Source organism: Kaistia soli DSM 19436, assembly GCF_900129325.1.
GTDB lineage: Bacteria > Pseudomonadota > Alphaproteobacteria > Rhizobiales > Kaistiaceae > Kaistia > Kaistia soli.
The window spans coordinates 120972-145093 of the sequence record NZ_FQUP01000004.1 but is presented as its reverse complement, the minus strand read 5'-3'; the positions used below and the strand labels follow the sequence as shown (position 1 = coordinate 145093).

The window sequence follows — 24122 nt, the reverse complement described above, 5'->3', positions numbered from 1 at the left end:
CTGCGCCATGAGCCGGTCTGGCCGTCAGGGCATCATTCGGACGTGCTGATCGTAGAGGATCCAGACCGTGCCCGACACCATGATCAGCAGGATCAACACGGTGAACAGGATCAGCATCAAGTCGTCGCGATGCGAGCGTTCAAGGTCGATGTGCAGGAAGAAACGCAGGTGCACGACCGCCTGAATAAAGGCGAGCAGCCCGAGTACGGCGAGTGCGGCGCCTCCGCTCAGCAGGTCCAGCCAGACCACCGCGAAGGCGCCAGCGGTCAGCGTCAGCGCCAGGATAAGGCCGATCACATAACTGAGCCGCTCGCGTCTCTCCTCCTCATACGCACCCGGCATGATGTCGGCGGGAACCCGGTTGCTCATGACGCGACCCCGAACAGGTAGACAAAGGTGAAGATGCCGATCCAGACCACGTCGAGCATGTGCCAGAACAGGGCGAGGCGCATCAGCCGCAGCTTCACCCGCTTGTCGAAGCCGAACACCGCGATCTGAATCGCCATGATCGCCATCCATACCAGCCCGGACGACACGTGCAGCGCATGCGTGCCGGTCAGCAGGTAGTAGGCCGAGAGGAAGCCGCTCACCTGCGGGGTTGCCTCATGCGCAGTGGCCATGACGTAGTAGTCGTGCAGTTCCATGCCGACGAAAGCGACGCCGAGGATCCCAGTGACGAGCAGCCAGGCCAGCACGCTGCGCCGGTTCTCGCGATATTTCATCGCCAGCAGGGCGAAACCGAAGGCGAAGCTGGAGAGCAGCAGCAGCAGCGTTTCGAGGAATGCGGCGGTCAGATCAAAGACCTCTGCGGGCCCGGGACCTTCGGCGATGCCCTGGACGCTCATCGCGGCGTAGGTCGCGAACAGCACTGCGAACAGCACCAGATCGCTCATCAGGAAGATCCAGAAGCCGAACAGGACCTCTTCGGCGGCTTCATGGCCTTCGGGATCTGTGCCGGCGAGGTTGATGCCGGGATGGAGGCGTTCGGAAAGGCTCATCGCGACACTCCCACGGTAGCGCCGGAAGACAGGACGCCGGCGCCCCCCTCCAGACTTTCCGGGACGGCCCGGCCCCGGTTTGCAGCTGTCATCTCCTGATCGCGAGTCACGCCAGGGGTGGCGCGCACAGCGGCGAGGAACGCTTCGTTCGCCGCCTTCACCGTGGCGGCCGGAATGATCTCCTCGGTATCGCTCGCGAAGGAACGCGCGATGACCACAGCCCACATCAGCACGAAGGACACCACCACCAGCCACCAGATGTGCCAGACGAGGCCGAACGCCCAGGCGCAAGCGAACAGGCCGATCAGCGGCGCCGTCGCGGTGTTGCGTGGCACCTCGATATCCTCATAGGCCGTCGGCGAGCGGTAGGCGGTGCCGGCCTTCTTGGCTTCATAGAAGGGATGCCTTGAGGACACCTCCGGCAGCACGGCAAAGTTCCAGTCAGGCGGCGGGGAAGGTATCGACCATTCGAGCGCCCGCCCGTCCCATGGGTCGCCCAGCGGAGCGGCGAGCTCGGCGCGCCGGCGCACTGACACAACGATCTGCGTCACCATCAGGGCGAAGCCGGTGAGAATCAGGACAGCACCGGCCATGGCGAGGGCGAGCCAGGGCAGGTAGGCGGGGTCCGTCCACATATAGGTGCGGCGCGTGGCTCCCATCATGCCCAGCCAGTAGAGCGGGAAGAAGGCCAGCAGGAAGCCCGGCGCGAAGCACCAGAACGAGGCCCTGCCCAGGCCTTCGTGCAGCCGGAACCCGAAGGCTTTCGGGAACCAGAACTGCACGGCCGCGAACATGCCGAACAACACACCGGGAATGATCATGTTGTGGAAGTGGGCCACCAGGAACAGCGTGTTGTGAACCTGGAAGTCAATGCCCGGATTGGCCAGCAACACGCCGGTCATGCCGCCGAGAATGAAGGTGAGCAGGAAGTTGATGTGGAACAGCATCGGGGTGGTGAAGCGGATGCGCCCGCCCACCATGGTCAGCAGCCAGTCGTAGACCTTCACACCCGTCGGTACGCCGATCACCATCGTCGCGATACCGAAGACGGCATTCACATTGGCACTCTGGCCCATGGTGAAGAAGTGATGCAGCCACACTGCAAACGAGAGCACGGCAATGCACATCGTGGCGTAAACCAGCGAGGTATAGCCGTAGATGCGCTTGCTGGAGAAGGTTGCGACCACCTCTGACCAGACGCCGAAGGCCGGCAGGATGAGAATGTAGACCTCGGGATGGCCGAACAGCCAGAAGAGGTTCGCATAGTTCATCATGTTGCCGCCGGCGCCATTCGTGAAGAAGTGAAAGCCGGCATAGCGGTCGAGGGCCAGCATGATCGTCGCGGCGGTAAGCGGCGCCATCGCAAAGATCATCAGGATCGAGGTGCAGAGCGTCGTCCAGCAGAACAGCGGCATGCGGAACAGCGTCATGCCGGGGCAGCGCTTCTTGTAGATCGTTACGGCAAAGTTGAGGCCTGTCAGCGTCGAGCCGATCGAGCCGAGCGATACCGCCCAGATCCAGTAGTCGACGCCTTGGCCGGGACTGAAGTGGATTCCGGTGAAGGGCGGATAGGCCGTCCAGCCACCGGTGGAAAACTGGCCGATCACGAGCGAGACCATGATCAGGATCGCGCCGGCGATCGTCAGCATCAACGAGATGGCGTTGAGCAGCGGGAAGGACACGTCACGCGCGCCGATCTGCAGCGGCATCACATAGTTCATCAGCCCGGTGATGAAAGGCATCGCCACGAAGAAGATCATGATCGTGCCGTGGGTGCTGAAGAGCTGCCCGAAATGGTCCGCCGACAGGAAGCCGCTGTTGTCTACGGCGGACAATTGCTGAGCGCGCATCAGCGCTCCCTCGATGACTGCCCGGGCGAACATCACCAGCGCGGTGACGATGTACATGATGCCGACCTTCTTGTGGTCGACGCTGGTCAACCAGTCACGCCACAGCGGCACCCACCATCGCTTGACCGTCAGCAGGATGACGCTGGCGAGCGCGCCCAGCACCGCGACCGTTCCTGCGCCCGAGGCGATGAACTCGCTGAGCGAGGGGTTCTCGATCGCACCGGCGAAAACAAAGGAGTTCCACGTGATCTGGCCGAATATCAGCTCCCAGTTCATCGTCCAGCCTCCTGCATGTGATCATGTTCGTGGTGGGGCGATGTGGAGGCGGACATTCCCGCATGGGCGTGTCCTTGTGCCATGCCAGGCGAGAAGCTTGCGATCACCTTGTCGAACAGGCCGGGCGCGAAATTGCCATAGAGCACAGGTTCGCTGACCACCGAGGGCTTGAGCAGGGTCTGGTATCCGGCGGCATCGAGCGCGGCCGTCTGTGCCTTCGTCGTCTGGACCCAGGCCGCGAACGCTTCCTGGCTCATCACACTGGTCTTGAAGGACTGGGTGGCAAAGCCGAGGCCGTTATACTGGGTGTTGCGGCCGATTAGGTCGCCGGTCTTGTCGGCAAGCACATTGAGCTGCGTCTGCATGCCCGCCATCGCGTAGATCTGCCCGGCGAGACTGGGAATGATGAAGGACTGCATTACCGTCCCGCTGGTCAGTTTCAAGGTGACCGGGCGGTTTTCGGGCAGGGCCAGCAGATCGAGTGTCGCCACGCCTTGCTCGGGATAGAGGAACAGGAATTTCCAGTCCAGCGCCACCACCTCGACCAGCAGCGGCTCCGGACCGAGCGGACGATAGGGGTCGTGTTGCAGCGTGTGCTTCCAGAGTGCGGTGCCAAGAGCGAATGCAAGCGCGACCGGGACGCCCCAGATGAGCGCCTCGAGACCCCAGTTGAACTCCCAGTCCGGCCGATAGGTACCCTTGCCGCCGCGACGGTAGCGCAGCAGCACGATCGGCAGCGCCACGAACATCGGCACGATGACGATGAGCATCAGCGTGCTGATGACACCAAAATGCGAGATCTGACCCGCGGCGATCGGTCCCGCAGGCTCCAGAAAGCTCCCTGCGCAAGCGATCCCTGGCCAGGCGGCCGCTGGAACGGCTGCAGCAACCAGCCCGACAATTCCCCTGGACTTCACGCGGCCCCCCTTGTGAACAATGCGTGCCCTGCCGTGTAGAGCCCTTCCCCCACAGGCATCAGCCCGAATCCCTGTCGCAGACAAACACGAATGGAGACAATTATCACCGTGCTGCGAGCAAGGATTATGGAAAATTCATGGCTCCGGGACGGCAACCATGGGGCGATCGTCACCACCGCAGGCTCCTCTGAGCCCCAGTTTTCGTATTGCCGCACGCCGAGGGCGTGATCCATCTCCCATATGGAAGATCGACCGACTGCACATTCTCGCGCTAGTTGACCTCGCGGGTGGCGGCGGGAATGGTTGGTCTCCGCCTGTCATCCGGGGGCGAAGCTTCTGGTCGATGCATGCAACTATTATGGTCAATGTGGTGTGGCTGGCTGCAGGTCGGCTCTGGTCGAGCTGAGGGCCGATGTCACAAGTGCCGTGGGCGCCCCTATTCCGGCTTCGTGTGGACGTGCCGGTGATGATGGAAATGCACGTGCTCATGGATTTCGGCGGATAACAGCCGCCCATGCTGCGCAACCACCGCGCGGGTCGCTAGCTGGCTTACAAACTCGACGTCATGGGATACGAGCAGCATCGCCCCCCGGTAGGCGTTGAGCGCGGCGAGCAGCAATTGTCCATTATCCGCATCGACTCCGTTGGTCGGCTCGTCCAACATCAGCACCTCGGGATTCATGGCGAGCAACCCGGCTAGGCAGACGAGCCGCTTTTCTCCGCCGGAAAGCCGATGGCTGATCCGGTCGGCAAGGTGGCCTATGCCGAGGTCGTCAAGCGCTGCCTGCGCGCGCTCCATCGACTGCGCATGGCTGCAGCCGATATTGAGCGGTCCGAAGGAGACATCCTCGATCACGCTCGGACAAAACAACTGGTCGTCACTGTCCTGAAACAGGAAGCCGATGCGAGGACGAAAGCGGCGAAACTGCCGCTCGTTCGAGCAGTCCTCCCCGAAAAGGCGGATGCGGCCGCCGGCAGGTTGCTCAAGCCCGACAATGGTGCGCAGCAGGGTCGTCTTGCCGCTCCCGTTCGGTCCGATCACCGCCAGCCTTTCGCCTTGGTAGAGAGCGAGATCGACGCCGGCCAGAACCGTCTTGCCGGCACGGGTGACGGTGACGCCATCGAGGGAAAGGAGCGCGCTCAAAGTCGGTCCGCCATCACGGCGAGGATGCCCAGGCTCGAAATCAGCGTGAAACGGATCCAGTCCAGCCGCGTCGGTATAGGCAGGCCACGATACGGAAATCGCCCGCTATAGCCACGGCAGAGCATGGCCTCCTCGACGCGCGCCGCGCGATCCAGCGAGCGGACCAGCAGCATGCCAACTAGATTGCCATAACTGCGCCAGGTGTGGCGGTTCGAGCGCGGTGCAAAGCCCCGGGCACGCATCGATTCGTGCAGACGCCGAGCCTCATCGCGAATGAGATCGATATAGCGCACCGTCATGACGATCAGGCGGTTGAGCCGCTCGGGCACATGTAGGTCCCGCAGCGTCGCTCCCAGGCGCGTCGGCTCGATGTCGCCAAGCAGCACCGTCAGCGTCAGCACCGAAGCGGACACTTTCATCGCGATGAGGATGGCGCGCCAGAGCCCCGCGGCGCTCGCTGTGAACGGACCGATCGTCAACAGAGGCGGGCCTTCGACGGTGAACGGCAGCGTCGCGAACAGGAGCAGCATGAACCCCTCGACATGCAGCAGCCGGAGCCAGACTCCCCGCTTGGGACGGCTTATAAGCACCGTAGCCAGGACAAGCACCAGCGCAATCCCAGCGACCGGCAACGACTTTAACTGGGAAATGCTGGCGACAATCAGCAGGGCGGCGACGAGACGCAGTCTGGGGTCGCCGGGTAGCATCATCGGCGCCTCCCGCTCGCCCAGAGCCCGATACCGACAAGGCCGATGATCAGGAATATCCCGGACAGCACGTCTACGAAGCGCAGCCGGGCATCCATCTGCTCGATGCGCTCCAGCAGCGGCTCGACCTGCTTCTGCACGGCAGTGCTCACCAGCGCGGCCAGTTGCGGATCGGGCGTCGCGGCCGGGGCGGCGGACACTTCGAGCGCGGCGGTGGGGGGCAAATCGGAGGCGATCGGGCCGAGGCGGGAAGCGGCGAGGGTTGTCGAAGCGATGTGCGCTTCGTGCGTATCGACGGTAATCGTCACAGCCGAGGCGATGGCCTTCGGGAGGTCGAAAGCGAATCGTCCCTCGCCATCGGTCGAACCTTCGGCAATGCGATTTCCCGATGCATCCTTGGCGATCCAGGCGCTGCCTTCCGGCCGGCCGCCGCCAATAAAGAACGCATAGCCGCTGACCGCGTCGCCCTCAACGGCTGCGAACACCTTCAGCTTGTGAGCTTGCGCCGGCGAGCCAAGCACCATCGCGATGAAGACCAGCCCGAACAGGCGGGTCATGCGGCCGGCCTCAAGGCGTCAGGCTGAACCCGCGCCAGGAAGGTGATGATCGCCGCGGTGACGAAAGCCTCGGCGATCATCAGCGGCAGGTAGGTCACGATCAGCACCCGAGCCACCGGCGTGTATTCGGAGGCAGACAGGGCGAGCGATAGCGAGACGAGCCCGCCCGTACCGGCCACCGACAAGGCGCCGACAAGGCCGGCAAGCCCCGCGCGCACGGCGACACTGCTGGCATTGCGGATCGCCGGGCCGAGCAGCATCGCAAACACGACGCCCGGCAGCGCGATATTGACCGTGTTGACGCCCAGCGTCGTCAGCCCGCCGAAGCCGAACAGCAGCGCCTGCAGCACCAGCATGACCAGCACGGCCGGGAACGTCGCGCTGCCGAGCATGATTCCCATCAAGCCCGTCAGCAGCACGTGGACGCTCGACGGACCGACCGGCACCGAAAACAGCGACGCCACGAAGACTGTCGCAGCGAGGATGCCTGCCCTGGGGATCAGCCGATCGTCGAGCCGGCGCAGCCCCAGCCCCACTCCGCCAGCGGCTATGGCGCCGCCGGCGATCAGGACGGGCGCCGAGAGGATGCCGTCGGGGATATGCGCCATTGTCGCTCGCTCCGCTACGGCTCAGCGCCTGTCGGCGGCTTCACGCCCATGTCGGTCGCCTTGACCCAGATGAGTCCACCTTCTTCGACGGGGACTTCCCGGCCGTCCGGCGCACTGCCTCGCTTGTCGCCCTCGACGAGCGCGGCAAAGCCCCACCAGCCTTGGTGCGGCATCGCATAGCTGAAGGTGCCGTTGGCGTCGGTGCGGATCACCTGGGTGATGAAGGCATCGTTCGGTGCAGCGACCCCGCCGTCATTGACGAATTCGACCTCCACCTCGGCGAAGGGAACCGGCTCGCCCGACTTCAGGACGACGCCCGAAAAGAGATTGCCGGTCCACAGCCCCGTCGGGCGCGTGAGGGGGCGGATTTCGACCGGCAGGCCAACCAGTTCGTCCCAACCCGCGCCCGAGGCGAAGCCATCGACGACCACCTTGGCATAGTGGACGATCATCTTGTTCTCGGGCGGCTCCCAATAAGGCCTTGGCTCGACATAGAAGATCGCCGCGCCCGGCTCCTTCACATCGTAGGAGAGCGTCCAGGCCTCCTTCCCATCGACCCGCTTCTCGGTGATCGCGGCGCTCAGATCGGTCTTCTTGCCGCCAGCAAGCACGCCCACTTTGACAGGTCGCTCCATGTCCATGACTGGACCGCCTTCGAAGGGATGCGTGAATACAAGGCCAAGCGTGACTGGGCCGCCATCTGGCAAGACGTCGGCGGAAGGAATGATCTCCTGGAAATGCGCCATCGCCGGAGCGGAAGCGAAGATGACAGCTGCCAGACCGCCGCAAAGTGAGGAAACCAACCTGTGCATGCCAACCCCAGTATGAAATTATTGGAATAATATCATACCAAACTCTGCCCAGCGACAAGCCCTGCCGGCTTCGTTGTGCGGATGCGGCGTTCGACCTATTTTCGCGATCGCAACGGGAGAACGTCCATGCAGCGAACCACCATCGCCATCGATGACGATCTGGCGTCGGCGCTCGACGCCTATATGTCGAGCACAGGCGCAGTCAGCCTCTCAGAGGCCATTCGCGATCTGGTACGCCGCGGCCTTTCGGCACGCCCGCAGGCGCCAGCCGAAGCAAACTGTTTCGGCGTCGTCAGTTGCACGGTCGACCAGTCGGTGCGCAACCTGGCGGCGCGCGTGCCGCAGGGCCGACTGGATCGACACGATGAGGCGATCGCCTCGCTCTCGGTGCCGCTCGACCACACAACCTCACTTGATGTGACGCTCATGCGCGGCCGGGTCGGCGCGGTGTCGGCCTATGCTGAAACGCTCTTCATGGAGCGCGGCGTCATGCATGGCGCCCTTAGCCTCATTCCAGTGGCCGAACACCGCTCATCGCATGCCCATCGGGGTGGCGTCGATCACGAACACAGGCACCTGAAGGTCCTGAGCGGGTTCTGAATCCCGCCCGTCTGCAGGCTCGTGGCGAAGCCGCCCGCAGGCCGCTCGCGATCGATGGGTGTCAGCGGCCGAGCAACGGGTCGGGATTGAATCCGTGCAGCGGCACGTCGTCCGTGCCCCAGTGCTTCGTCAGGACATGGACGTGAACGTGGCGAGCGCCTCGCTTCGCGAGAATATCCAGGATCGCCGTGTCTCCGCTCGGCTCCGGAGCATGAATCCAGAGCAGCAGGCCGCCAGCATCGATCTGATCCTGGATATGGGCAGCATGCTTGCGGCCGAAGAAGCGGACAAACAGCAGGCCCACGGCGCCGAGCGCCGCGGCGCTGCCCGCTGTGATGGCGATGGCCGGCACGAGCGCCGCGCCAACCGCACCGACCGCCCAGGCGCCGCCAAGTCCTGCGACAAGCGCCGGACCGCCGGTGACCGCGGCTAGACCCTCGGTACGCGCATCGGGAGATGCATAGGCCGAGCGCGGCGTGCTGGCATTGTCCTCGAGCTTCTCGGTTGGAACCCCAGCCAGTTCATCCCTGCGTGCCAGTACGCTGAGATCCGCGCGTGTAACGCCGATCTCCATGAGGTCATCGACGGCGTTGTTGAGCGAGGCTTCATCGCTAAAGATCGCGACGATCTCGCGCTCCACATAAGCTTCGCTATCGTTTGCCAGCTTCCTAACGCCCTCGGACACGCGCAACTCTCCCTTCGAACGCACTCCAATCAGTCTATGGCCGGGTCTCACGGACGTCTACCCCAGCTCGGCGACGCGCAGGAGCGCTGTGTCTGCGCGGCTGAGCCCCATCAAACTCTTCATTCGATCATCAAGACAATGACGGCAGCAATCGGTCCTCTACAACCGCTTGCGTCGCCTCTGGTGCAGTTGCATGCTCCGTATCAGCCGTGCACCTCCGCAGCGCTCGTCTGTTGCCGGACGTGGGAAAGCGGGCGTCAACCTATCATCCTCCAACGGAGTGCGTCATGAAGTAGGGCCTATCACTCGCAGCCGCGGTTTTCCTTCTCGCCATCGGCGCTGTGCCGGTGACATCGGCTGCGGCGTTCGAGTGTCCGACGAAACCGCTGGAAGCTGCCGATGCGGCGCGAATCAAGCTGTTGCTCCCTAACGGCGATGCCTTCGCCGACGTGAGCAGGCTGAACGCCGCGGTTGACGATCTGAAGACCGAAGGGGTGCTGTCCGCTATTCTCATCGACAAGCTCATCTCGGCCTTTTGCGGCGAGGTCGCCACTGAATCATGTCTCTCCGATGCCGCGAAAATCACTGCAGTCATGCGATTTGCTGGCCGAGTGGCACGGACTGTCTATGCCCTTCAGGACGCCGACGAGATCATATTGGACGTTGCCTTCCCGCCCTCCGTTGTCGATGCGCTCAGCGAACGCTCGAAGGCGTCCGGCGTCAGTCCAGACAGCTGGATCAGGACCGCCGTCGACGCCGCCCTCCAGTAGGAGCGCCATGTCCGCCCGGCGAAGTGGCGCGGACCATCGATCGGTCGCCGCCCTCGCCTGCCAATCGACTATGCCGACAAGCGCCGCGTTCTGGACTTCGAGTCGTCCGGACGGCTGGCTGAAGCTGCATCCTCGTATGCGGCGGCTTGATCCAGAGTTGCGACTTCTCAAACGCGAGGATCCCGCGTGCAGGTCGGCCTATCAACCGGCCATCGAGTGACTTGACGAACGCCGAGCCGGGTCCGCGCTGCTCGTATTGCTGCGCTCAAACCATGTGGCGCAAGGGACTGCACCTAACAGGGATCTTGTTCGCAGAATAGCCGACGTCATGAAGGTGGTTTGCACCCTTGAAGCCATCCATCCCCTATGTTGATCCGAGGACCATTTGGGATGGATGGAACGATGGCAAGAAAGCGCCACAAGCCAGAAGAGATCGCCGCGACGCCGCGCCAGGTTGATGTGCTCACGGGTCAGGGCAAGCCGATCGTCGAGGCGGGCCAAGACCAGGCAAAACAACCAAGGAGAAAATGCCGAATTTGACCGCCGTCTGATCCAGACACCATCATCAGGCCAAGTCAGCTTCCACTGGAGATCCCGGGTCAATACTCAACGGATATCAATAAGCCACGCCGTCATACGGCGTTTGTTGTACCTCTTTTCTTCTGTTCAAGGCTCAGCAGGCCGGCGAGATCATCCGCGATCATTGCGTCGCAAAGATCGGCGACGCCGGCCCCCCGAGCGCGCGCGAGGACCACATTGGCGGTCTCCTTCAGCGCGGGGATCGCATTGTCTACAGCAGCCGAGCAACCGCACATCGCGAGGAAGGCGTGGTCATTCTCGGCGTCGCCGACGCCGACCACTGCGTCGGCGGCCATTTCAAGCTTGTCGAGCGCGAAGACGAGTCCCGTTGCCTTGTTGACATTGGCAGGCAGGATCATCACCGCGCCCTTGTTGAAGATGATCTGCAGCTCCAGGCCCATCTCGCGGATCACTTCGAGCACGACCGTCTCATGTGGCTCCCATGTCGCGACGATCGACCGGCCCACCGAGATCGGCCCGACGCCACGCTCGATCAGCCGTTCCACGAAGGCCTCGGACGGCGGCGGCGCGATTGCCGTGACGGCGGCCGTCGACGGGTCGTAGAGCAGCGCGCCATTCTCGGCGACGACCAGATCGAAGAGGCCAAGCTGCGGACACACCGCGATCAACTCGTCCAGCTCCCGGCCGGTGACCATGATAAGCTTCCGCCCGGAGCCTTTCAGCCTCCCTAGTGCCGCAGCAGTATGATCCTCTAGGGCGCCGTCATGCGCGATTGTTCCATCATAATCGGTGGCAAGGGCCGTGAAGCGCATGGAATGTTCCTGTCTGATTGTCAGGGTTTCGCCCTGTTGTCGAAGCTCGCATTGCCGAGACCGGTGCCGATGGTCACCACGGCCCAGCGTTTGGTGTCGCGGCAGAAGGGCACTTCACTGAGGCCCTGCACCACGGCGTCGTTGTGGATGATGACGGATGTCTGGTGCTCGCCGATGTGTGGAAAACCCTTGGCAAGCGCCGCCGCCAGATTGAAGCGCTCGCTCTCCCAATTCCCGCCCGGGAGGTTTTGTCCGCCGCGGTCGATCGAGCCGTCATGGGTGATCACGCCGGGGCAGCCGACGCCGATCAGCGGCGCAACCTTGAAGCCCTCTCGTGCGGCAAGGCCGGCCAGCCGCTTCACCATGCGGACCATGCGGTCGACGGTCTTCTGGCGAGCCGGACTTTCGTCCGCATGGCGCCAGACGGTCGATTTCCACACGGCAGCCCGCGAGAGGTCAGGCGCCTGATCGAGCCGGAGACGGACCACGCCGACCCGGATATTGGTGCCGCCGATATCGATGGCGATCATCGCATCGTGCCCGTCGAGCACCCAGCTCGGCATGAGATGGCCCGCGCCGATCAGCGCCGCTTCGTCGGGGTGATAGCGGATGGGGACGAGGTCGACCGCTATCTTCTGCGCATGCAGCAGCAGCTTCGTGCGATGGGTCACCAGGGCGCCGAGGCGTCCATGGCTGAGCCCGCCCCCGACGATAATCCGCTCCGCACCGGCCCAGCTCTTGTGCTTGAGGAACCGGGCGATGACCGAGGCGAGCGACTCCGAAAAGACTTCGATCGCGCCGAGGACCACAGCGGCATCAGCTGGCACGCCCTTGGCGAGGATGCGTTCCAGCTCCCGCTTCGAAAATGCCGGGGCCCGCTTCTGCGTGAAGGCACTGTCAGGAGCGGGCGCGAGGCGCGAAAGGTCGGTGAGGGCATCGAAGAATGCACGGCGATTGGCGCGCTCTCCGGCATATTTGCCCTTCTCCTTGAACTCCAGTCCGTAGCCGTTGACGACCACGGACGGCAGCTCGGCCGCGCCATGCGCAAAGCTGTTGGTGGAAACCGGCCGCTCCAGCATGAACCCTCCGACATCCGTTAAGGCTGTCGAGGCAACGATCGGCGGCCTGCATGGTTCAAAACCTCATGCAGGTCTGGGGGCGCGTCCTCCGGTCGGTCAGGTTGCGGTAGCACCCGTCATGTACGGGTGCCTTCCTTCAGTCGATAGCGGTCGAGCCCAACGGCGACGATGATGACGAGACCCTTGATGATGTACTGCCAGATGTCGGAAACGCCGACGAGGATAAGGCCGTTGGAAAGCGTTGCGATGATCAGGGCGCCGATCAGCGTGCCCCAGATGGACCCGACGCCGCCGACAAAGCTGGTGCCGCCGAGGATGACAGCCGCGATCGCGTCGAGCTCGTAGGCCTGGCCAAGCTGCAGGCCATTGGCTGCATAGAGCCGGGCCGCCGACATCACCCCGCCGAGGCCGGCGAGCAGGCCCGACATCGAATAGACGAACAGCAGCACCAGCGGCACCTTGATGCCCGTCAGTCGGGCCGCCTCGCTGTTGCCGCCGACAGCATAGATCCAGGTCCCGAGTACGGTACGCTTCAGGATGAACCATGAGACGGCGATGACGGCGACGGCGATGATCGCGAGCCAGGGTATACCGGCCACGGTCCCGTTGCCGATGAAGGCGAAGGGGAGGTCGGGGTTGAAGACCGTCGTATCCGCGCCAAGCAAGCGCGCAACGCCACGTACCGCCGTCAGCGAGCCGAGCGTCACGATGAAGGGCGGCAATCGGAAGAACGAGATGATCGCGCCATTGCCGAGGCCGAAGATGAAGCCGGCCGCGATGGCGGCGGGAATGCCGAGCATGCCGACATCTGGCCACAGCGAGACGATCACGGCGACCATGGCGGCAACCGCGAGAATCGAGCCAACCGAGAGGTCGATGCCGCCGGTGAGGATGACGAAGGTCATGCCGGCCGCCAGGACGACATTGATCGAGGCCTGCTGCGTGACGATCGAGAGATTGTTGACCGTCAGGAAGCGTCCGCTGAGCAGATGGAATCCGACCGCCACGATCACCAGCACCGGCAACATGCCGAGCGCGGTCAGCGTCGACCTCAGCCTCGCCTTGTCCGCGCCGCTCTTCTCTTTCTGACCTGCGGTCATGACGTCATTCCGTCCTGTTTGCCTGCTTCACGCCCGTCGGGGGCCTGCGTTCCGGTTGAGAGCGTCATGATGGCTTCCTGGTCGATCGGCGCGCCCATCGCCGCCTTAACCTCGCCGACGATGTGACCCTCGCGCATGACGAGCACGCGGTCCGCGATGCCGACGATCTCCGGAAGGTCTGAGGAGATCACGACGATGGCGATGCCGCTCTTCGCGAGTTCGTCGATGATGCGGTAGATTTCCGACTTGGCACCCACATCGACGCCGCGCGTCGGTTCATCGAGAATGAGCACCTTGGGTGCCGTCTCGAGCAGGCGGGCCAGCAGGGTTTTCTGCTGATTGCCGCCCGAGAGCGCTCCGACATTGATGCGCGTGTTTGCTGCGCGGATCGAGAGGTTCGAGACGGCCGTATCGGCCCGCGCATTGGCGGCCGCGAAATTGAGCAACCCAGCGCCCAGGGCGTCGCGGCCAATGACGCCGATATTGATGTTCTCGTTGATCGACATGTCGAGGAACAGCCCGAGGCCCTTCCTGTCTTCGGTCAGGTAGGCGATCCCCGCGTCCATGGCCTCGCGCGGGCTGCGAATATGAAGCTCCTTGCCGTCGAGAAGCACCGTGCCGCTCGTCTTGACATCGGCGCCGAAGATGAGCCGGGCAAGTTCTGTCCGCCCCGAGCCTACAAGCCCTGCGATGCCGAGCACTTCGCCGGCATAGGCGTCGAACGAATTGTGGTGCACATGGCGTCCGTCGCCGATGTCGCGGACGCTGAGCATCTTGCGGCGCCCTTCCACCGGTTCCCGATGGTCCTTCTTGTAGAAGGATGAAAGATCGCGGCCGACCATCATGGAGACCAGTTTGGCCGCCGAGAGGTCGCGGCGCTCCAGCGTTCCGATATAGGCGGAATCCCGCAGCACGCTGACGCGATCGGCCAGCCGGTAAATCTCTTCCATGCGATGGCTGATATAGATGATGGCGATGCCTTGCGCCTTGAGGCTTGCGATCACCTCGAAAAGCTTGTCTGTCTCGCGCGACGTCAGCGATGTCGTCGGCTCGTCCATGACGATGATGCGCGCCTGGGTCGTCAGGGCGCGTGCGATCTCGACCATCTGCCGGTCGCCGAGCGACAGGGCCGCGACCGGAGTCGACGGTGAAAAGCCGATGCCAAGGCGTTTGAGGATCGGTTCTGCGCGCGCCTTCGATGCGGATGCATCGAGAAGGCCGAACCGCGACGGCTCGGCACCGAGGAACATGTTCTGCGCCACTGTCAGGTTCGGCGCGAGCGCCAGTTCCTGATAGATCACGGCGATGCCGTTGGCCTTGGCGGCGGAAGGATCGCTGGTCGTGACGGGGCGGCCGTCGATGAGGATCTCGCCGCCGGCATCCGCGATATAGGCGCCCGACAGAATCTTCATCAGCGTCGATTTGCCGGCACCGTTCTCGCCCATCAGGGCATGGACTTCGCCGGGATAGACCTTGAGCGAGACGTTCGAGAGCGCCCGGATGGTCCCGAACGTCTTTGAAATCCCGCGCATCTCAAGGACGGGCGTGGCGGCAGTTTGATGCGCGTCGATGGAAGACAATTCGGCGGATCCCTGTCACCGAAGGCCGCGCCTGCTCGAAGGCGGGCGCGGCCTGATGGTCTCTTCGTCAGCTTAACGGGCGGAAATTAGCGCTTTCCATCCCAGCCTGGATAGTCGGCGACGTTTTCCTTCGTCACCAGCTTGGTGTCGAGAAGCGTGGTCTGCTGTTCAGGCTTCTTGCCGTTCAGCATGGCGACAGCCAGCTCGGCAGCCTGACGCGCCATGCCATAGGGGTCCTGCGAGGCGGACGCGACGATACGGCTGTTGCCGCTCTTCAGCGCTGCCACGATGTCGGGCGAGCCGTCGACGCCGGCAATGATCATTTCCTGCCGGTTCAGCTGGCGTGCGGCGAGATCGGCGCCGATGGCGGTCGGGTCGTTGGCGCCGAAGACTCCGTCGATCTTGGGGAAGCGGGTCAGCAGTGCCTGCATGACGGCGAGGCCGCCTTCACGCGAAGCCTTGCCGTCCTGATCATCGGAAAGGATCTTGATGTCAGGATGCTTGGCGAAGGCCTGCTTGCAGCCCTTGACGCGATCGATAATCGAGGAGACGGGCGGGCCATTGATGATGACGACATCGCCCTTGCCGTCGAGGCGCTTGGCGAGGTCCTCGCAGGCGATCTCGCCGGCCTGCACATTGTTGGTCATGACGGTGAGATCGGCGCCCGCGGCCGAGACGTCCATCGCTGCGACGATTATGCCGGCAGCCTTGGCCTTCTCGACGAAGGGCTTCACCGCGACGACGTCGACGGCGTTCAGCATGATGATCTTCGAGCCGCCGGCGATGAAGCTATCGAGCTGCGACGCCTGCTTGTTGAGATCATAGTCGGCGCCCACGACCGTGACCTGGACATCCGCATTGCCGGTCTTGAGACCGTCTTCCGCGCCCTTGATCAGCGGCTGGAAGAACGGATTGCCGAGCGTCCCGACAGTGATGCCGGCCCGGTCGAGCTTCTCCTCAGCGCTCGCCATGCCGGGCAGGACCGCAAATGTGACGGCCGCCAAAAGTGCCAGTTTCTTTTTCATCTCTACTCCTCCAGTAGACCAGGGTTGGTCACGATGAAATCAGTGTGGTTTCGATGGAATGGCCGCGGCGGCGATCGCCGCCAGCCACAACGACACGGCAATCGCGCCGGCATCGGGATGACCGACCGCCCGCTGGCCGATGTAGCTGGCCCGGCCGCGCCGCGATGCAATTGCCGCAGTCGACTGCGCGCCTGTTTCTGCGGCCTCGGTCATCCGCTGCAAAGCCTCGGTAATCGGCCGTCCTCCCGCGAGCGCGGTCTCGAGCGCTGCGCAGGCGGGCAGCAGCGCATCCAGCATGGTGCGGTCGCCTTCGCGCGCGTCGCCGAGATCGGCTATGGCGTCAGCGCCTGAGCGCAGCGCCGTTGCCCAGCTTTTCGCGACTTGATCGCCATGCCGGCTGATGGTTGCGCCGGCCCGCGCAAGACCGGCGGCATAAAGCGCCCCGGAGGTTCCGCCAACGCTACGGCCGACGATCCGCGACAAAGCGAGCAGCGCCGCTCCGGGCGAAAGCGTGGCGAGTTCGCCGAAATGGGCCCGAACTTCCCGCGCACCACGCGCCAGATTGGCGCCAAGGTCGCCATCGCCGGCCAGCCGATCAAGCTCAGTCAGTTCGTCTTCGGCGCGTTCGAGGCAGAGCATGACCGCGTCGACTACCCGCGAGAAGTCGGCGGACGACAGGCCGCCAAGCTCCGAGGAGAGCGACGGCTCGGGGAGGTCGATCGTGGCGGGATGCGTCCGCGCGATCCCGCCACGGCCCGGCCATGCAGGGGCGTCGGTCGGGTCGTCAAGAAGCGCCAGCAGGTCGTCATCGAGAGCAAGCAGTGAGATCGAAATGCCGGCCATGTCGAGCGCGGTCAGCAGCGGGCCGTTCCAGACGCGGCGCACATCAAGCCCGAGCATCTTGGCAGCGTCGATCGCCTCGCCGGTGGCGATTGCGATCTCCATCGGCGGCGTCGCGCCGAGATTGTTGACGAGCAGCGCCACGGGCATTCCCGCGCCTATCGAGCGGTCGCTGGCGATCTTCGTGACGATGTCTGAAACCATATCGCGGACCGGCCGAATTTCCTCGCGCCGCACTCCTGGCTCGCCGTGAATGCCAAGGCCGAGTTCGACTTCGCTTTCGCCAAGGCTGAAATTCGGCTTGCCGGCGGCCGGAACGGTACATGCCGAAAGGCCAACGCCGAAGGTTCCAACGCGCTCGGCGACCTGCTCGGCCACCGCCTTCACATCCGCCAGCGCCATGCCGCGCGCGGCAGCCGCGCCGGCTACCTTGTGCACGAGGACTGTGCCGGCAAGGCCGCGCCGTCCGGCCGTCTCGCCGTTGTCCGACAAGGCCACGTCATCGGCGACCATCACCGTTTCGACGGCGATTCCCTCGGTTCGCGCCAGTTCGGCGGCGAGGCGGAAATTCAGTCGATCGCCGGTGTAGTTCTTGACGATCAGCAGTACCCCGGCAGGCGAGGCTGCGGCACGAATGGCTGCCAGGACCGCCTCGGTGGAGGGCGACGTGAAGACTTCGCCGCAGACGGCGGCGGCCAGCATGCCCTCGCCGATATAGCCGGCATGCGCCGGCTCATGGCCTGAGCCGCCGCCCGAAATCAGGCAAACACGGCCGCGGCGCTTGTATTCGTCGATGTCTGCACGAATGACGACGCGCTGATCGCGAATGATCGCGAGACTCGGATTGGTCGCGGCAAGGCCAGAGAGCATGTCGTCAACGACATCCCGCGCGGAATTGATGAGCTTCTTCATTGGCTCCTCCTTCCAATGGCCCGCCAACCACCTCCCAGCAGCTTTGTCCGGACAAGGCGGACGTTACGTGCCATCTGGAAACGGTGTCAAGGCTTGACGGCATTTTGTTATGTATGTACCTCTTGTACGTACAAAAACTGATACGGAGCCCACATGTCCAGCCGTCTTTCGACCAGCTATCGCATGAACCGTCTGTTCCACGAGGATCGGGCGACCCTCATCGTTCCCGTCGATCACGGCGTCGTCTGGGGCCGTGTTCCGGCGCTCGAATCGCCAGTCGCCGTGATGAAGTCGTTCCTCGACGAGGACATCACCGGCTTCATGGTGACGACGGGCATCGTGCGCTCCACCGAGGCCATGCTGGCGCGCCGTCCGGCGCTCTCCCGCGTGCTGGCGATCGATGCCTTCTGGCCCACCGGCGCGCCGGAGACCGGAACCGGTACCATCATCGCAAGCCTTGAGGATGCGGTGCGGCTCGGCGTCGACTGCGTGAAGCTGCTGCTGCCGTGGAACGTCTCCGACAAGGAAAAGGTTCTTTATTGCGAGCGGATCGCCAAGGTCATCTCCGACGCAGCGCGCTGGGAAATGCCGGTGATGGTCGAGCCCGTGCTGCTCAACGTGCCGCGCTCGCCGGAAGTGATCGCGCAGGAGCTCGAAGTTGCCCGCGTTGCCTATGATCTCGGGGCCGATATCATCAAGATCACCTTCCCCGGCCGCGCAGCGACCGAGATGCTGGTCAACGAGCTGAATGTTCCGATCCTGGTGGCTGGCGGCGCTCTTTCAGGCGATGCCGCATCCACCATCAAGGATGTCGAGGATGCGATCGTTGCCGGTGCCCAAGGCGTCGTGGTGGGCCGCAAGGTCTGGCAGCGGCCCGCGAAAGAGGCGAAGGAAGTCATCGGCGCGCTGGCGCGGATCGGCCGGGAAAAGTTTACCCGGCATTGGTGAGGCGGCTAAGGTATGCAGGCCCTGTTTTGTGGCATCGATATCGGGACGACCAACATCAAGGCCGTCCTTGTCGATGCCGACGGCCGCACGCATGCCACGAAGACGCGCCCTACGCCGCGGACCCGTGATGAGACAGGGCCGGTCACGAACGCCTCAGCGCTGGTTGCCGCAGTTGAGGCGCTGATCTTCGCGACCTGGCGAGCGAGCGGCGCGATCCGACCGATCGTGGCGATCTCCAGTGCCGGGGTGGGCGAGGATGGTCTCACAGTAGCGCCGGGGACGCTGGCGCCCACATCGGTGTCGATCCCCTGGTTCGATCGCCGCGCGGCCGCCGAGGCCGAGGACCTGCAGCAGCGCCTGCCGTCGAGCACGCTTACCGGTATCGTTTTCGAGCCGACCCGGACAGCCGCCAAATGGCTCTGGCTGGCGAGGCATTCGGAAAACGACGCGGGCCTCTGGCTCGCTCTGACCGATTATCCGCTCGCCGTCTGGAGCGGCCGTCCTTTCATGAGTGAGACGCTGGCCGCGCGCACGGCCTGCTACGACGTCACGGCGAGAGCCTGGATTCCAGAGTTGCTTGCGGCGGCACGGGCCCCCGATCTGCCTCCGGTCCTCGCGGCCGGCGCCGTCATTGGGGCCATGCAGGCGGGGCCACTGACGCAGTCCGGCGCGTGCAGCACCGAGACGATGCTTGTGGCCGGCGGGCATGATCACCCCGTGGCTGCATCCTTCATTCGGCGGCTCGACCGCGACGCAATCGTTGATTCGCTGGGGACTGCGGAACTCATCTATGCCGAGGCCAGCCACTACGCGCCGCGGCCGGGCACCAGCCTTGTTCATTCCGTGCCCATCACTGCAGCTGCCGGCCAGTCGATCAGCTACGTCTTCGAGTTCGGCGAAGCCATGCGCGTGCTGGGGCCGGCGCCGGATTGGCAGGCCGCCCTCGGTCGCATATCGACGGCGGATTTCGCCTCGGACCCACCCTGGCTGCCATCTCGCTCCGCGCTGGCAGCCCTGGCCCACACCGATGGCGGTGCGGGCAATGGGGCGATGCTAAGCCATCTGCCTGCCCTGCTGGAGGGTTGCGCGTTCGTCACGCGTTCGGTGATCGACGAGATGCTGCATGCGGGCGTCAAGGAATCCCCCGTTTATAGCAGCGGCGGCTGGAGCAGGTCCGATCCTTTGATGCGCTGGCGCGCCACCTTGCTGGGGAGACCTCTCTTCCGCATCGACGAGAGCGAGCAGGCCGGCGTCGGTGCGGCGCTTTTGGCGCGCGATTCTGTGGGCTCGGGTGGCGATAAAGCGATGCCTCACGCGAGGGTCGATCGCTTCGACCCCGATCCTTCCGCGGCTGCCTTCCATACGGAGCGCTTCAGCTTTGTGCAGGCTGATTTGACGTCGCTTCGTGCGCTTCGGCATTGACGGAAATGATGATCACGTCGCTCCGCACATAGGAGCGATAGAAATCAAAGGGACGGTCGCCCTCGCCGCGAGAGGCCGACTGGATCAGCAGCAGCGGCGAGCCACGGCTGACTTCGAGCAGACGAGCCGATTCCGGTGGCGCCGGTACTGCTGCCACGTCGCGGCGCGCTGAGTAGATCGCGAAGCCTGCCTCGCGTAGCGTCTCGTTGAGCGAAGCCTGGCCGGCGAGCACCGGCTTGCCGAGAAGCGCGGCGCCGGCATCCTCTGTCAGGTAGTTCAGCGAATGAACAGCAGGCTTGCCGTCGACACGACGCAGCCGCTCCAGCACAAAGCCGCGCTGGCCCTCGGGAAGTTCGAGCGCCGCCGCCGCTTCCTCCGGCAAGGCGACGAAAGCCGCCCGCAAGACCTCTGTTTCCACGACCCGGTCCGCGGCGTGCGAGCTCGTTTCCAGGAAGCCTTCGGTCACCTGCAACGTCCAGCCCTTGACCGGGCTTCCGCTGACGAACGCGCCCCGGCGCGGCACCATTCGGATCAGCCGTTGCTGCTCGAGCGTGCGCAGCGTCTCGCGAACGGTCGAGCGCGAGAGATCATAGCTCCGGCAAAGATCCGTCTCGCCGGGCAGGCGCGATCCCTTGGGATACGTCCCCGACTTGATCTCCTCGGCGAGAATTCGGGCGAGCTGCTGGTAATATGGTTCGGCAGACGCCCTGTCGATCACGCGCATGTCATGGCCTGCCCTGCGATGTCGTTCGGCGTCGATGTTAGTGTATGACGCTTTCGCTCGCCAAGCACCGCCCTCTCGCATGGTTCGCCACAGAACAGGATGGGCGCCGGGATTGGGCGCCTGTCTCGGGCGTTTCGGCCTGGTGAAGATAGCGACCTTCAACGTCAACGGCATCAACTTCCGGTGCTTCTGCGCTGGATGGAAGAAGCTGCGCCGGATGCCGTCAGCTTGCAGGAGTTGAAGGCACCGAATGAGAAGTTCCCAGCTGCTACGCTAGGCCGGCTATGGCGCGGTTTGGCCTGGTCAGAGATCGAGGAACGGCGTCGCGGTTCTGGCCCGCGGCGGCGAGTCGATCGAGACCCGCCGCCGCGGCCTCCCGGGATGAGCGCTGGACACGGCGCACACCCGGCAAGAAGATCTGGAATTGCCTGTGGATCACGCAACCCGGCGTCAAAGATGAGACGGATTCAGCCGCTCTTCTCTCGTCCGTCCTGAAGACGGAGGAACCATGCAGGTTCTATCGAAGACAATCTGCCATGCGGCGGCGGCGATAAGCTTGGCGCTTGCCGCAGCCGCGGGGCCGGCCCTGGCTCAGTCCGTGCCGGAAAAGGCAAATTTCGATCCCGCCAAGGTGGTCGCTGGCATCGCGATTACGCGCGAGGAATGCACGGCATTGGAGCAAAAGGAAACCGCGATCTGGGTTGAGATCGGCGGCGCTTCGGCCTGCATGCGCTACTACGCAGCCGGCCTTGCGCCCGGGCTCAATCCTGTCGCCATGGTCTGGCTGAACGGCGACGTGCTCGGGCCGAAGGGCAACAATGCCGACAAGCGACAGAGCGGCTTCGGACCGGGCGAGATGGTCGCGATGGAACAGAAGCTTTTCACGCGTTTTGGTGTTCCAACGATCTTTCTTGGAAGGCCGGGCACCTATGGCAGCGCCGGCAAGCATTTCACGATGCGCGGCCGTCCGGTCGAGGCGGCCCTGGTCAATGCCGCGCTCGATGGCCTTAAGAAGCGCTATGGCATCGGCGCCTTTGCGCTCGGCGGCCATAGCGGCGGCGGTACGCTGGTGGCGGAGATGCTCGCCAGGCGCGATGATCTCCGTTGTGCCGTGATCTCGTCAGGGGCTTCCGCCTATCGCGCCTATCTGGAGACGCGCGGCCTCCTGAAGCCAGGCGAAAAGCTGACGCGCTTCGATCCCTATGCCGTGCTCGACAAGATCCCGTCCGATCCGAAGCGCCGTATCTTCGTCATCGGCGATCCGCGCGAGACCAATGTGCCTTTCTCCGCGCAGAAGCTCTATTTCGAGGGTCTGACGGCGCGTGGCCACGCCGCCTGGCTCATCCCGCTCGAACGGGCGAGGGATGACCGCCATCACGATCTCGTCGACTTCGGTGAGTTGGCGGACGGGATGTGCGCTGCCGGCAAAAGCACTGAGGCGATCATCGCGGCGTTGCAGGCGCTGCCCGATCCCCCGCCGCGCTTATCGAATTGAGGCGGTGGCCGGATGATATCCCTGCGCATCCTGTTCGCGCCTCTGCTGCTGCTCGCCCTTGCTAGCGGCGCGTGTGCCAAGCCGTGGCAGAGCGTCGATCCTGCAGCAAGCGGATGGTCGGTCGACAGGCTGAAGGCGGCGGAGGCCTTCGCCGCCGACCTGAACCCTACCGCCGTCATGGTGGTGCAGGATGGCAAGGTAGTTGCTCGCTGGGGCGATGTTACGCGCCGGGTCAACATCGCCTCCGTCCGCAAGAGCCTCCTCTCCGCGCTCTATGGCATCGCGATCGCCGAAGGCCGTATCGATCCGGCCAGCACGCTTGGCGAGCTTGGCATCGACGACAAGGCGCCGGCGCTCACCGCAGCGGAGAAGCAGGCGACCGTGCGCGACCTGCTGATGACGCGCTCCGGCGTCTATCATGCCGCGGCCTACGAGACGGCTGATGCCCGTGGCAAGCGGCCGGGACGAGGCAGCCACGCGCCTGGCACCTTCTGGTACTATAACAACTGGGATTTCAACGCGCTCGGCACGATCTACCGCCGGCAGACCGGCGAGGACATCTTCGCAAGCTTCGCCAGGCGCATCGCGGCGCCGATCGGCATGGAGGATTTTTCCGTGCGTGACGGTCGCTATGTGCTCGAAGGTGCCTCCGTCCACCCGGCCTATCCCTTCATGATGAGCGCGCGCGACCTCGCCCGCTTCGGCCAACTTTTCCTGAACGGCGGAACATGGGACGGAAGAGAGGTCGTCCCCGCCGCCTGGGCGCGGTTATCGACGTCGGCGCTGTCGCAGCCGCCCGGTCATAACAGCGGCTATGGCTATATGTGGTGGACACTCAACACCGATCAGTGGGGCGAGGGCGGCGCGTTCAACGCTGGATATGGAGGCGAGGTCATAGCCTTCCTGCCGGAAATGCGCCTCGTCATCGTGCAGACCGTGGATCCCAGCCAGAACAGCCGCGGCATTGAGATGCGTGATTTCTTCAAGCTCATGCGGAAAATCGTCGATGCCGCGCCTTCAGGTTCAGAACCTTCGCGAAGATAGCTTCGTGCCTCAACGCCCATCGTCCGTATAGTATGGGGAGAGTTGTTTTGCTGGTTATCTTGGCTCGCCCGAGTTAACCGGGCGGCTTCTCGGAGACGGCGATACTCCCGACATCTGACGCCAGGGGCAATGAATGTGCTTTGCTCCATGAGCGGACGAGCCTCGCGCCGCCCCCGCCGCCGCCGAAACCGTTCCAGCCATTTCCACCCCCGCGCCCGCGCCTGCGTGATGGTCAGATCATTGACCGCGACGGTGCCGGACTCCACGAACAGGCCGCGATACCGGCTGTTGCCGGACAGGGAGAAGTTACCGCCTTTGAACGTCACGTTGCGCTGCACCGTCGGCAGGTTACTTGCGAGCGTAATATTGGCGGTGCAGGTGATGGTATCGCCATCTCCGGCTCTGCCGATCGCGCGACGCGGTTCGGCGTCGTTGGCGACATTGAAGTCTGCCGCGAAGGCCGGGCCCGCAAGCAATAAGAAGCCGATGGCTGGGATCGTTGCCCGCGCGTGAGGTCGGCCCGTCGTTGACAGGCATTTCCCACGGAGGAGACATCCGGCGATACCGAAGCCACTCCTTACGGGGGTTTTGGCGAGGAGAATCAGTCGATTCTGCTACGGAAAGCGACGGCGGCGGCGTGGGCTGCATAGCGCATTTCGGGGCGAAGAATGTGCCGT

23 protein-coding genes and 2 pseudogenes are annotated in these 24122 nt (G+C 64.1%); 8 read left to right on the top strand and 17 right to left on the bottom strand.

Features of this window, described 5'->3' with window-relative positions:
* Positions 1 to 24: 24 nt before the first annotated feature.
* The 9 genes from cyoD to BUB39_RS17415 all read right to left on the bottom strand — a co-directional run bounded on the left by cyoD (position 25) and on the right by BUB39_RS17415 (position 7869).
* Complete coding sequence (gene cyoD / locus BUB39_RS17460) at positions 25 to 369, bottom strand: cytochrome o ubiquinol oxidase subunit IV (protein ID WP_073055948.1); 345 nt, start codon at positions 367 to 369, stop codon at positions 25 to 27.
* On the bottom strand, positions 366 to 998 hold the full coding sequence (locus tag BUB39_RS17455) for a cytochrome c oxidase subunit 3 (RefSeq protein WP_073055947.1): 633 nt from the start codon (positions 996 to 998) through the stop codon (positions 366 to 368). Before BUB39_RS17455 ends, cyoD begins: the two co-directional genes overlap by 4 nt.
* Positions 995 to 3124 (bottom strand): cbb3-type cytochrome c oxidase subunit I, encoded by a 2130-nt coding sequence (locus BUB39_RS17450; RefSeq protein ID WP_073055946.1) that lies wholly within the window; start codon positions 3122 to 3124, stop codon positions 995 to 997. The genes BUB39_RS17455 and BUB39_RS17450 overlap by 4 nt, the downstream gene beginning before the upstream one ends.
* The gene (locus tag BUB39_RS17445; RefSeq protein WP_244540292.1) at positions 3121 to 4041 is read right to left on the bottom strand and encodes a COX aromatic rich motif-containing protein; all 921 of its coding nucleotides are present in this window, start codon (positions 4039 to 4041) and stop codon (positions 3121 to 3123) included. Before BUB39_RS17445 ends, BUB39_RS17450 begins: the two co-directional genes overlap by 4 nt.
* 436 nt (positions 4042 to 4477) lie before the next feature.
* Positions 4478 to 5185 carry an energy-coupling factor ABC transporter ATP-binding protein gene (locus BUB39_RS17435; protein WP_073055943.1) on the bottom strand — a complete coding sequence of 236 codons (708 nt, stop codon included), beginning with the start codon at positions 5183 to 5185 and terminating at the stop codon, positions 4478 to 4480.
* Positions 5182 to 5895 (bottom strand): cobalt ECF transporter T component CbiQ, encoded by a 714-nt coding sequence (cbiQ, locus tag BUB39_RS17430; RefSeq protein ID WP_073055942.1) that lies wholly within the window; start codon positions 5893 to 5895, stop codon positions 5182 to 5184. The genes BUB39_RS17435 and cbiQ overlap by 4 nt, the downstream gene beginning before the upstream one ends.
* Positions 5892 to 6449: a cobalamin biosynthesis protein CbiL gene (locus tag BUB39_RS17425; protein ID WP_073055940.1), complete on the bottom strand. Its 558-nt coding sequence runs from the start codon at positions 6447 to 6449 to the stop codon at positions 5892 to 5894. The genes cbiQ and BUB39_RS17425 overlap by 4 nt, the downstream gene beginning before the upstream one ends.
* A complete protein-coding gene (gene cbiM / locus BUB39_RS17420; protein WP_073055938.1) occupies positions 6446 to 7057 on the bottom strand; it encodes a cobalt transporter CbiM in 612 nt (203 codons plus the stop codon). The genes BUB39_RS17425 and cbiM overlap by 4 nt, the downstream gene beginning before the upstream one ends.
* A gap of 14 nt (positions 7058 to 7071) precedes the next feature.
* The gene (locus BUB39_RS17415) at positions 7072 to 7869 is read right to left on the bottom strand and encodes a DUF4198 domain-containing protein (protein ID WP_073055935.1); all 798 of its coding nucleotides are present in this window, start codon (positions 7867 to 7869) and stop codon (positions 7072 to 7074) included.
* A gap of 126 nt (positions 7870 to 7995) precedes the next feature.
* Between BUB39_RS17415 and nikR the strand changes: the two genes are divergently transcribed.
* Entirely contained in the window at positions 7996 to 8469 is a 474-nt protein-coding gene (gene nikR, locus BUB39_RS17410; protein WP_073055933.1) for a nickel-responsive transcriptional regulator NikR, read from the top strand.
* A gap of 61 nt (positions 8470 to 8530) precedes the next feature.
* On the opposite strand, the gene BUB39_RS17405 is transcribed toward nikR, so the two are convergent.
* Entirely contained in the window at positions 8531 to 9154 is a 624-nt protein-coding gene (locus tag BUB39_RS17405) for a hypothetical protein (protein WP_073056829.1), read from the bottom strand.
* A 347-nt stretch (positions 9155 to 9501) separates the two neighbouring features.
* On the opposite strand from BUB39_RS17405, the gene BUB39_RS17400 reads away from it, so the two are divergent.
* Positions 9502 to 9924, top strand: coding sequence for a hypothetical protein (locus BUB39_RS17400; RefSeq protein ID WP_244540291.1), 423 nt, complete (start codon positions 9502 to 9504; stop codon positions 9922 to 9924).
* 402 nt (positions 9925 to 10326) lie between these two features.
* Positions 10327 to 10464, top strand: coding sequence for a hypothetical protein (locus BUB39_RS25535; protein ID WP_175561890.1), 138 nt, complete (start codon positions 10327 to 10329; stop codon positions 10462 to 10464).
* A 143-nt stretch (positions 10465 to 10607) separates the two neighbouring features.
* On the opposite strand, the pseudogene BUB39_RS17395 reads toward BUB39_RS25535, so the two are convergent.
* The 6 genes and pseudogenes from BUB39_RS17395 to dhaL all read right to left on the bottom strand — a co-directional run.
* Positions 10608 to 11276 (bottom strand): annotated as a pseudogene (locus tag BUB39_RS17395) (HAD family hydrolase); the annotation flags it as partial.
* Positions 11277 to 11296: 20 nt separating this feature from the next.
* Entirely contained in the window at positions 11297 to 12355 is a 1059-nt protein-coding gene (locus BUB39_RS17390; RefSeq protein WP_073055929.1) for an ROK family protein, read from the bottom strand.
* A 116-nt stretch (positions 12356 to 12471) separates the two neighbouring features.
* Positions 12472 to 13455, bottom strand: a complete 984-nt coding sequence (locus BUB39_RS17385) for an ABC transporter permease subunit (RefSeq protein ID WP_073055927.1) — start codon at positions 13453 to 13455, stop codon at positions 12472 to 12474.
* The gene (locus BUB39_RS17380) at positions 13452 to 14987 is read right to left on the bottom strand and encodes a sugar ABC transporter ATP-binding protein (RefSeq protein WP_139251542.1); all 1536 of its coding nucleotides are present in this window, start codon (positions 14985 to 14987) and stop codon (positions 13452 to 13454) included. Before BUB39_RS17380 ends, BUB39_RS17385 begins: the two co-directional genes overlap by 4 nt.
* Before the next feature lie 134 nt (positions 14988 to 15121).
* Positions 15122 to 16060, bottom strand: coding sequence for an ABC transporter substrate-binding protein (locus tag BUB39_RS17375; protein ID WP_073055922.1), 939 nt, complete (start codon positions 16058 to 16060; stop codon positions 15122 to 15124).
* A gap of 39 nt (positions 16061 to 16099) precedes the next feature.
* Positions 16100 to 17812 (bottom strand): dihydroxyacetone kinase subunit DhaL, encoded by a 1713-nt coding sequence (gene dhaL, locus BUB39_RS17370; protein WP_073055919.1) that lies wholly within the window; start codon positions 17810 to 17812, stop codon positions 16100 to 16102.
* Between the two features lie 153 nt (positions 17813 to 17965).
* Here dhaL and BUB39_RS17365 point away from each other — a divergent pair, with 153 nt between their 5' ends.
* Positions 17966 to 18760, top strand: a complete 795-nt coding sequence (locus BUB39_RS17365) for a class I fructose-bisphosphate aldolase (protein ID WP_073055917.1) — start codon at positions 17966 to 17968, stop codon at positions 18758 to 18760.
* Positions 18761 to 18772: 12 nt separating this feature from the next.
* Positions 18773 to 20182, top strand: a complete 1410-nt coding sequence (locus BUB39_RS17360; protein WP_073055914.1) for an FGGY-family carbohydrate kinase — start codon at positions 18773 to 18775, stop codon at positions 20180 to 20182.
* Here BUB39_RS17360 and BUB39_RS17355 read toward each other — a convergent pair.
* Positions 20133 to 20906, bottom strand: coding sequence for a GntR family transcriptional regulator (locus BUB39_RS17355; protein WP_073055912.1), 774 nt, complete (start codon positions 20904 to 20906; stop codon positions 20133 to 20135). The genes BUB39_RS17360 and BUB39_RS17355 overlap by 50 nt on opposite strands.
* Before the next feature lie 142 nt (positions 20907 to 21048).
* On the opposite strand from BUB39_RS17355, the pseudogene BUB39_RS25795 reads away from it, so the two are divergent.
* The 3 genes and pseudogenes from BUB39_RS25795 to BUB39_RS17345 form a co-directional block, all read left to right on the top strand.
* Positions 21049 to 21288, top strand: a pseudogene (locus BUB39_RS25795) (endonuclease/exonuclease/phosphatase family protein); the annotation flags it as partial.
* Positions 21289 to 21414: 126 nt separating this feature from the next.
* On the top strand, positions 21415 to 22401 hold the full coding sequence (locus BUB39_RS17350; RefSeq protein WP_073055910.1) for an alpha/beta hydrolase family protein: 987 nt from the start codon (positions 21415 to 21417) through the stop codon (positions 22399 to 22401).
* Positions 22402 to 22413: 12 nt separating this feature from the next.
* Entirely contained in the window at positions 22414 to 23445 is a 1032-nt protein-coding gene (locus BUB39_RS17345) for a serine hydrolase domain-containing protein (RefSeq protein WP_073055908.1), read from the top strand.
* The last annotated feature ends 677 nt before the right edge of the window (positions 23446 to 24122 follow it).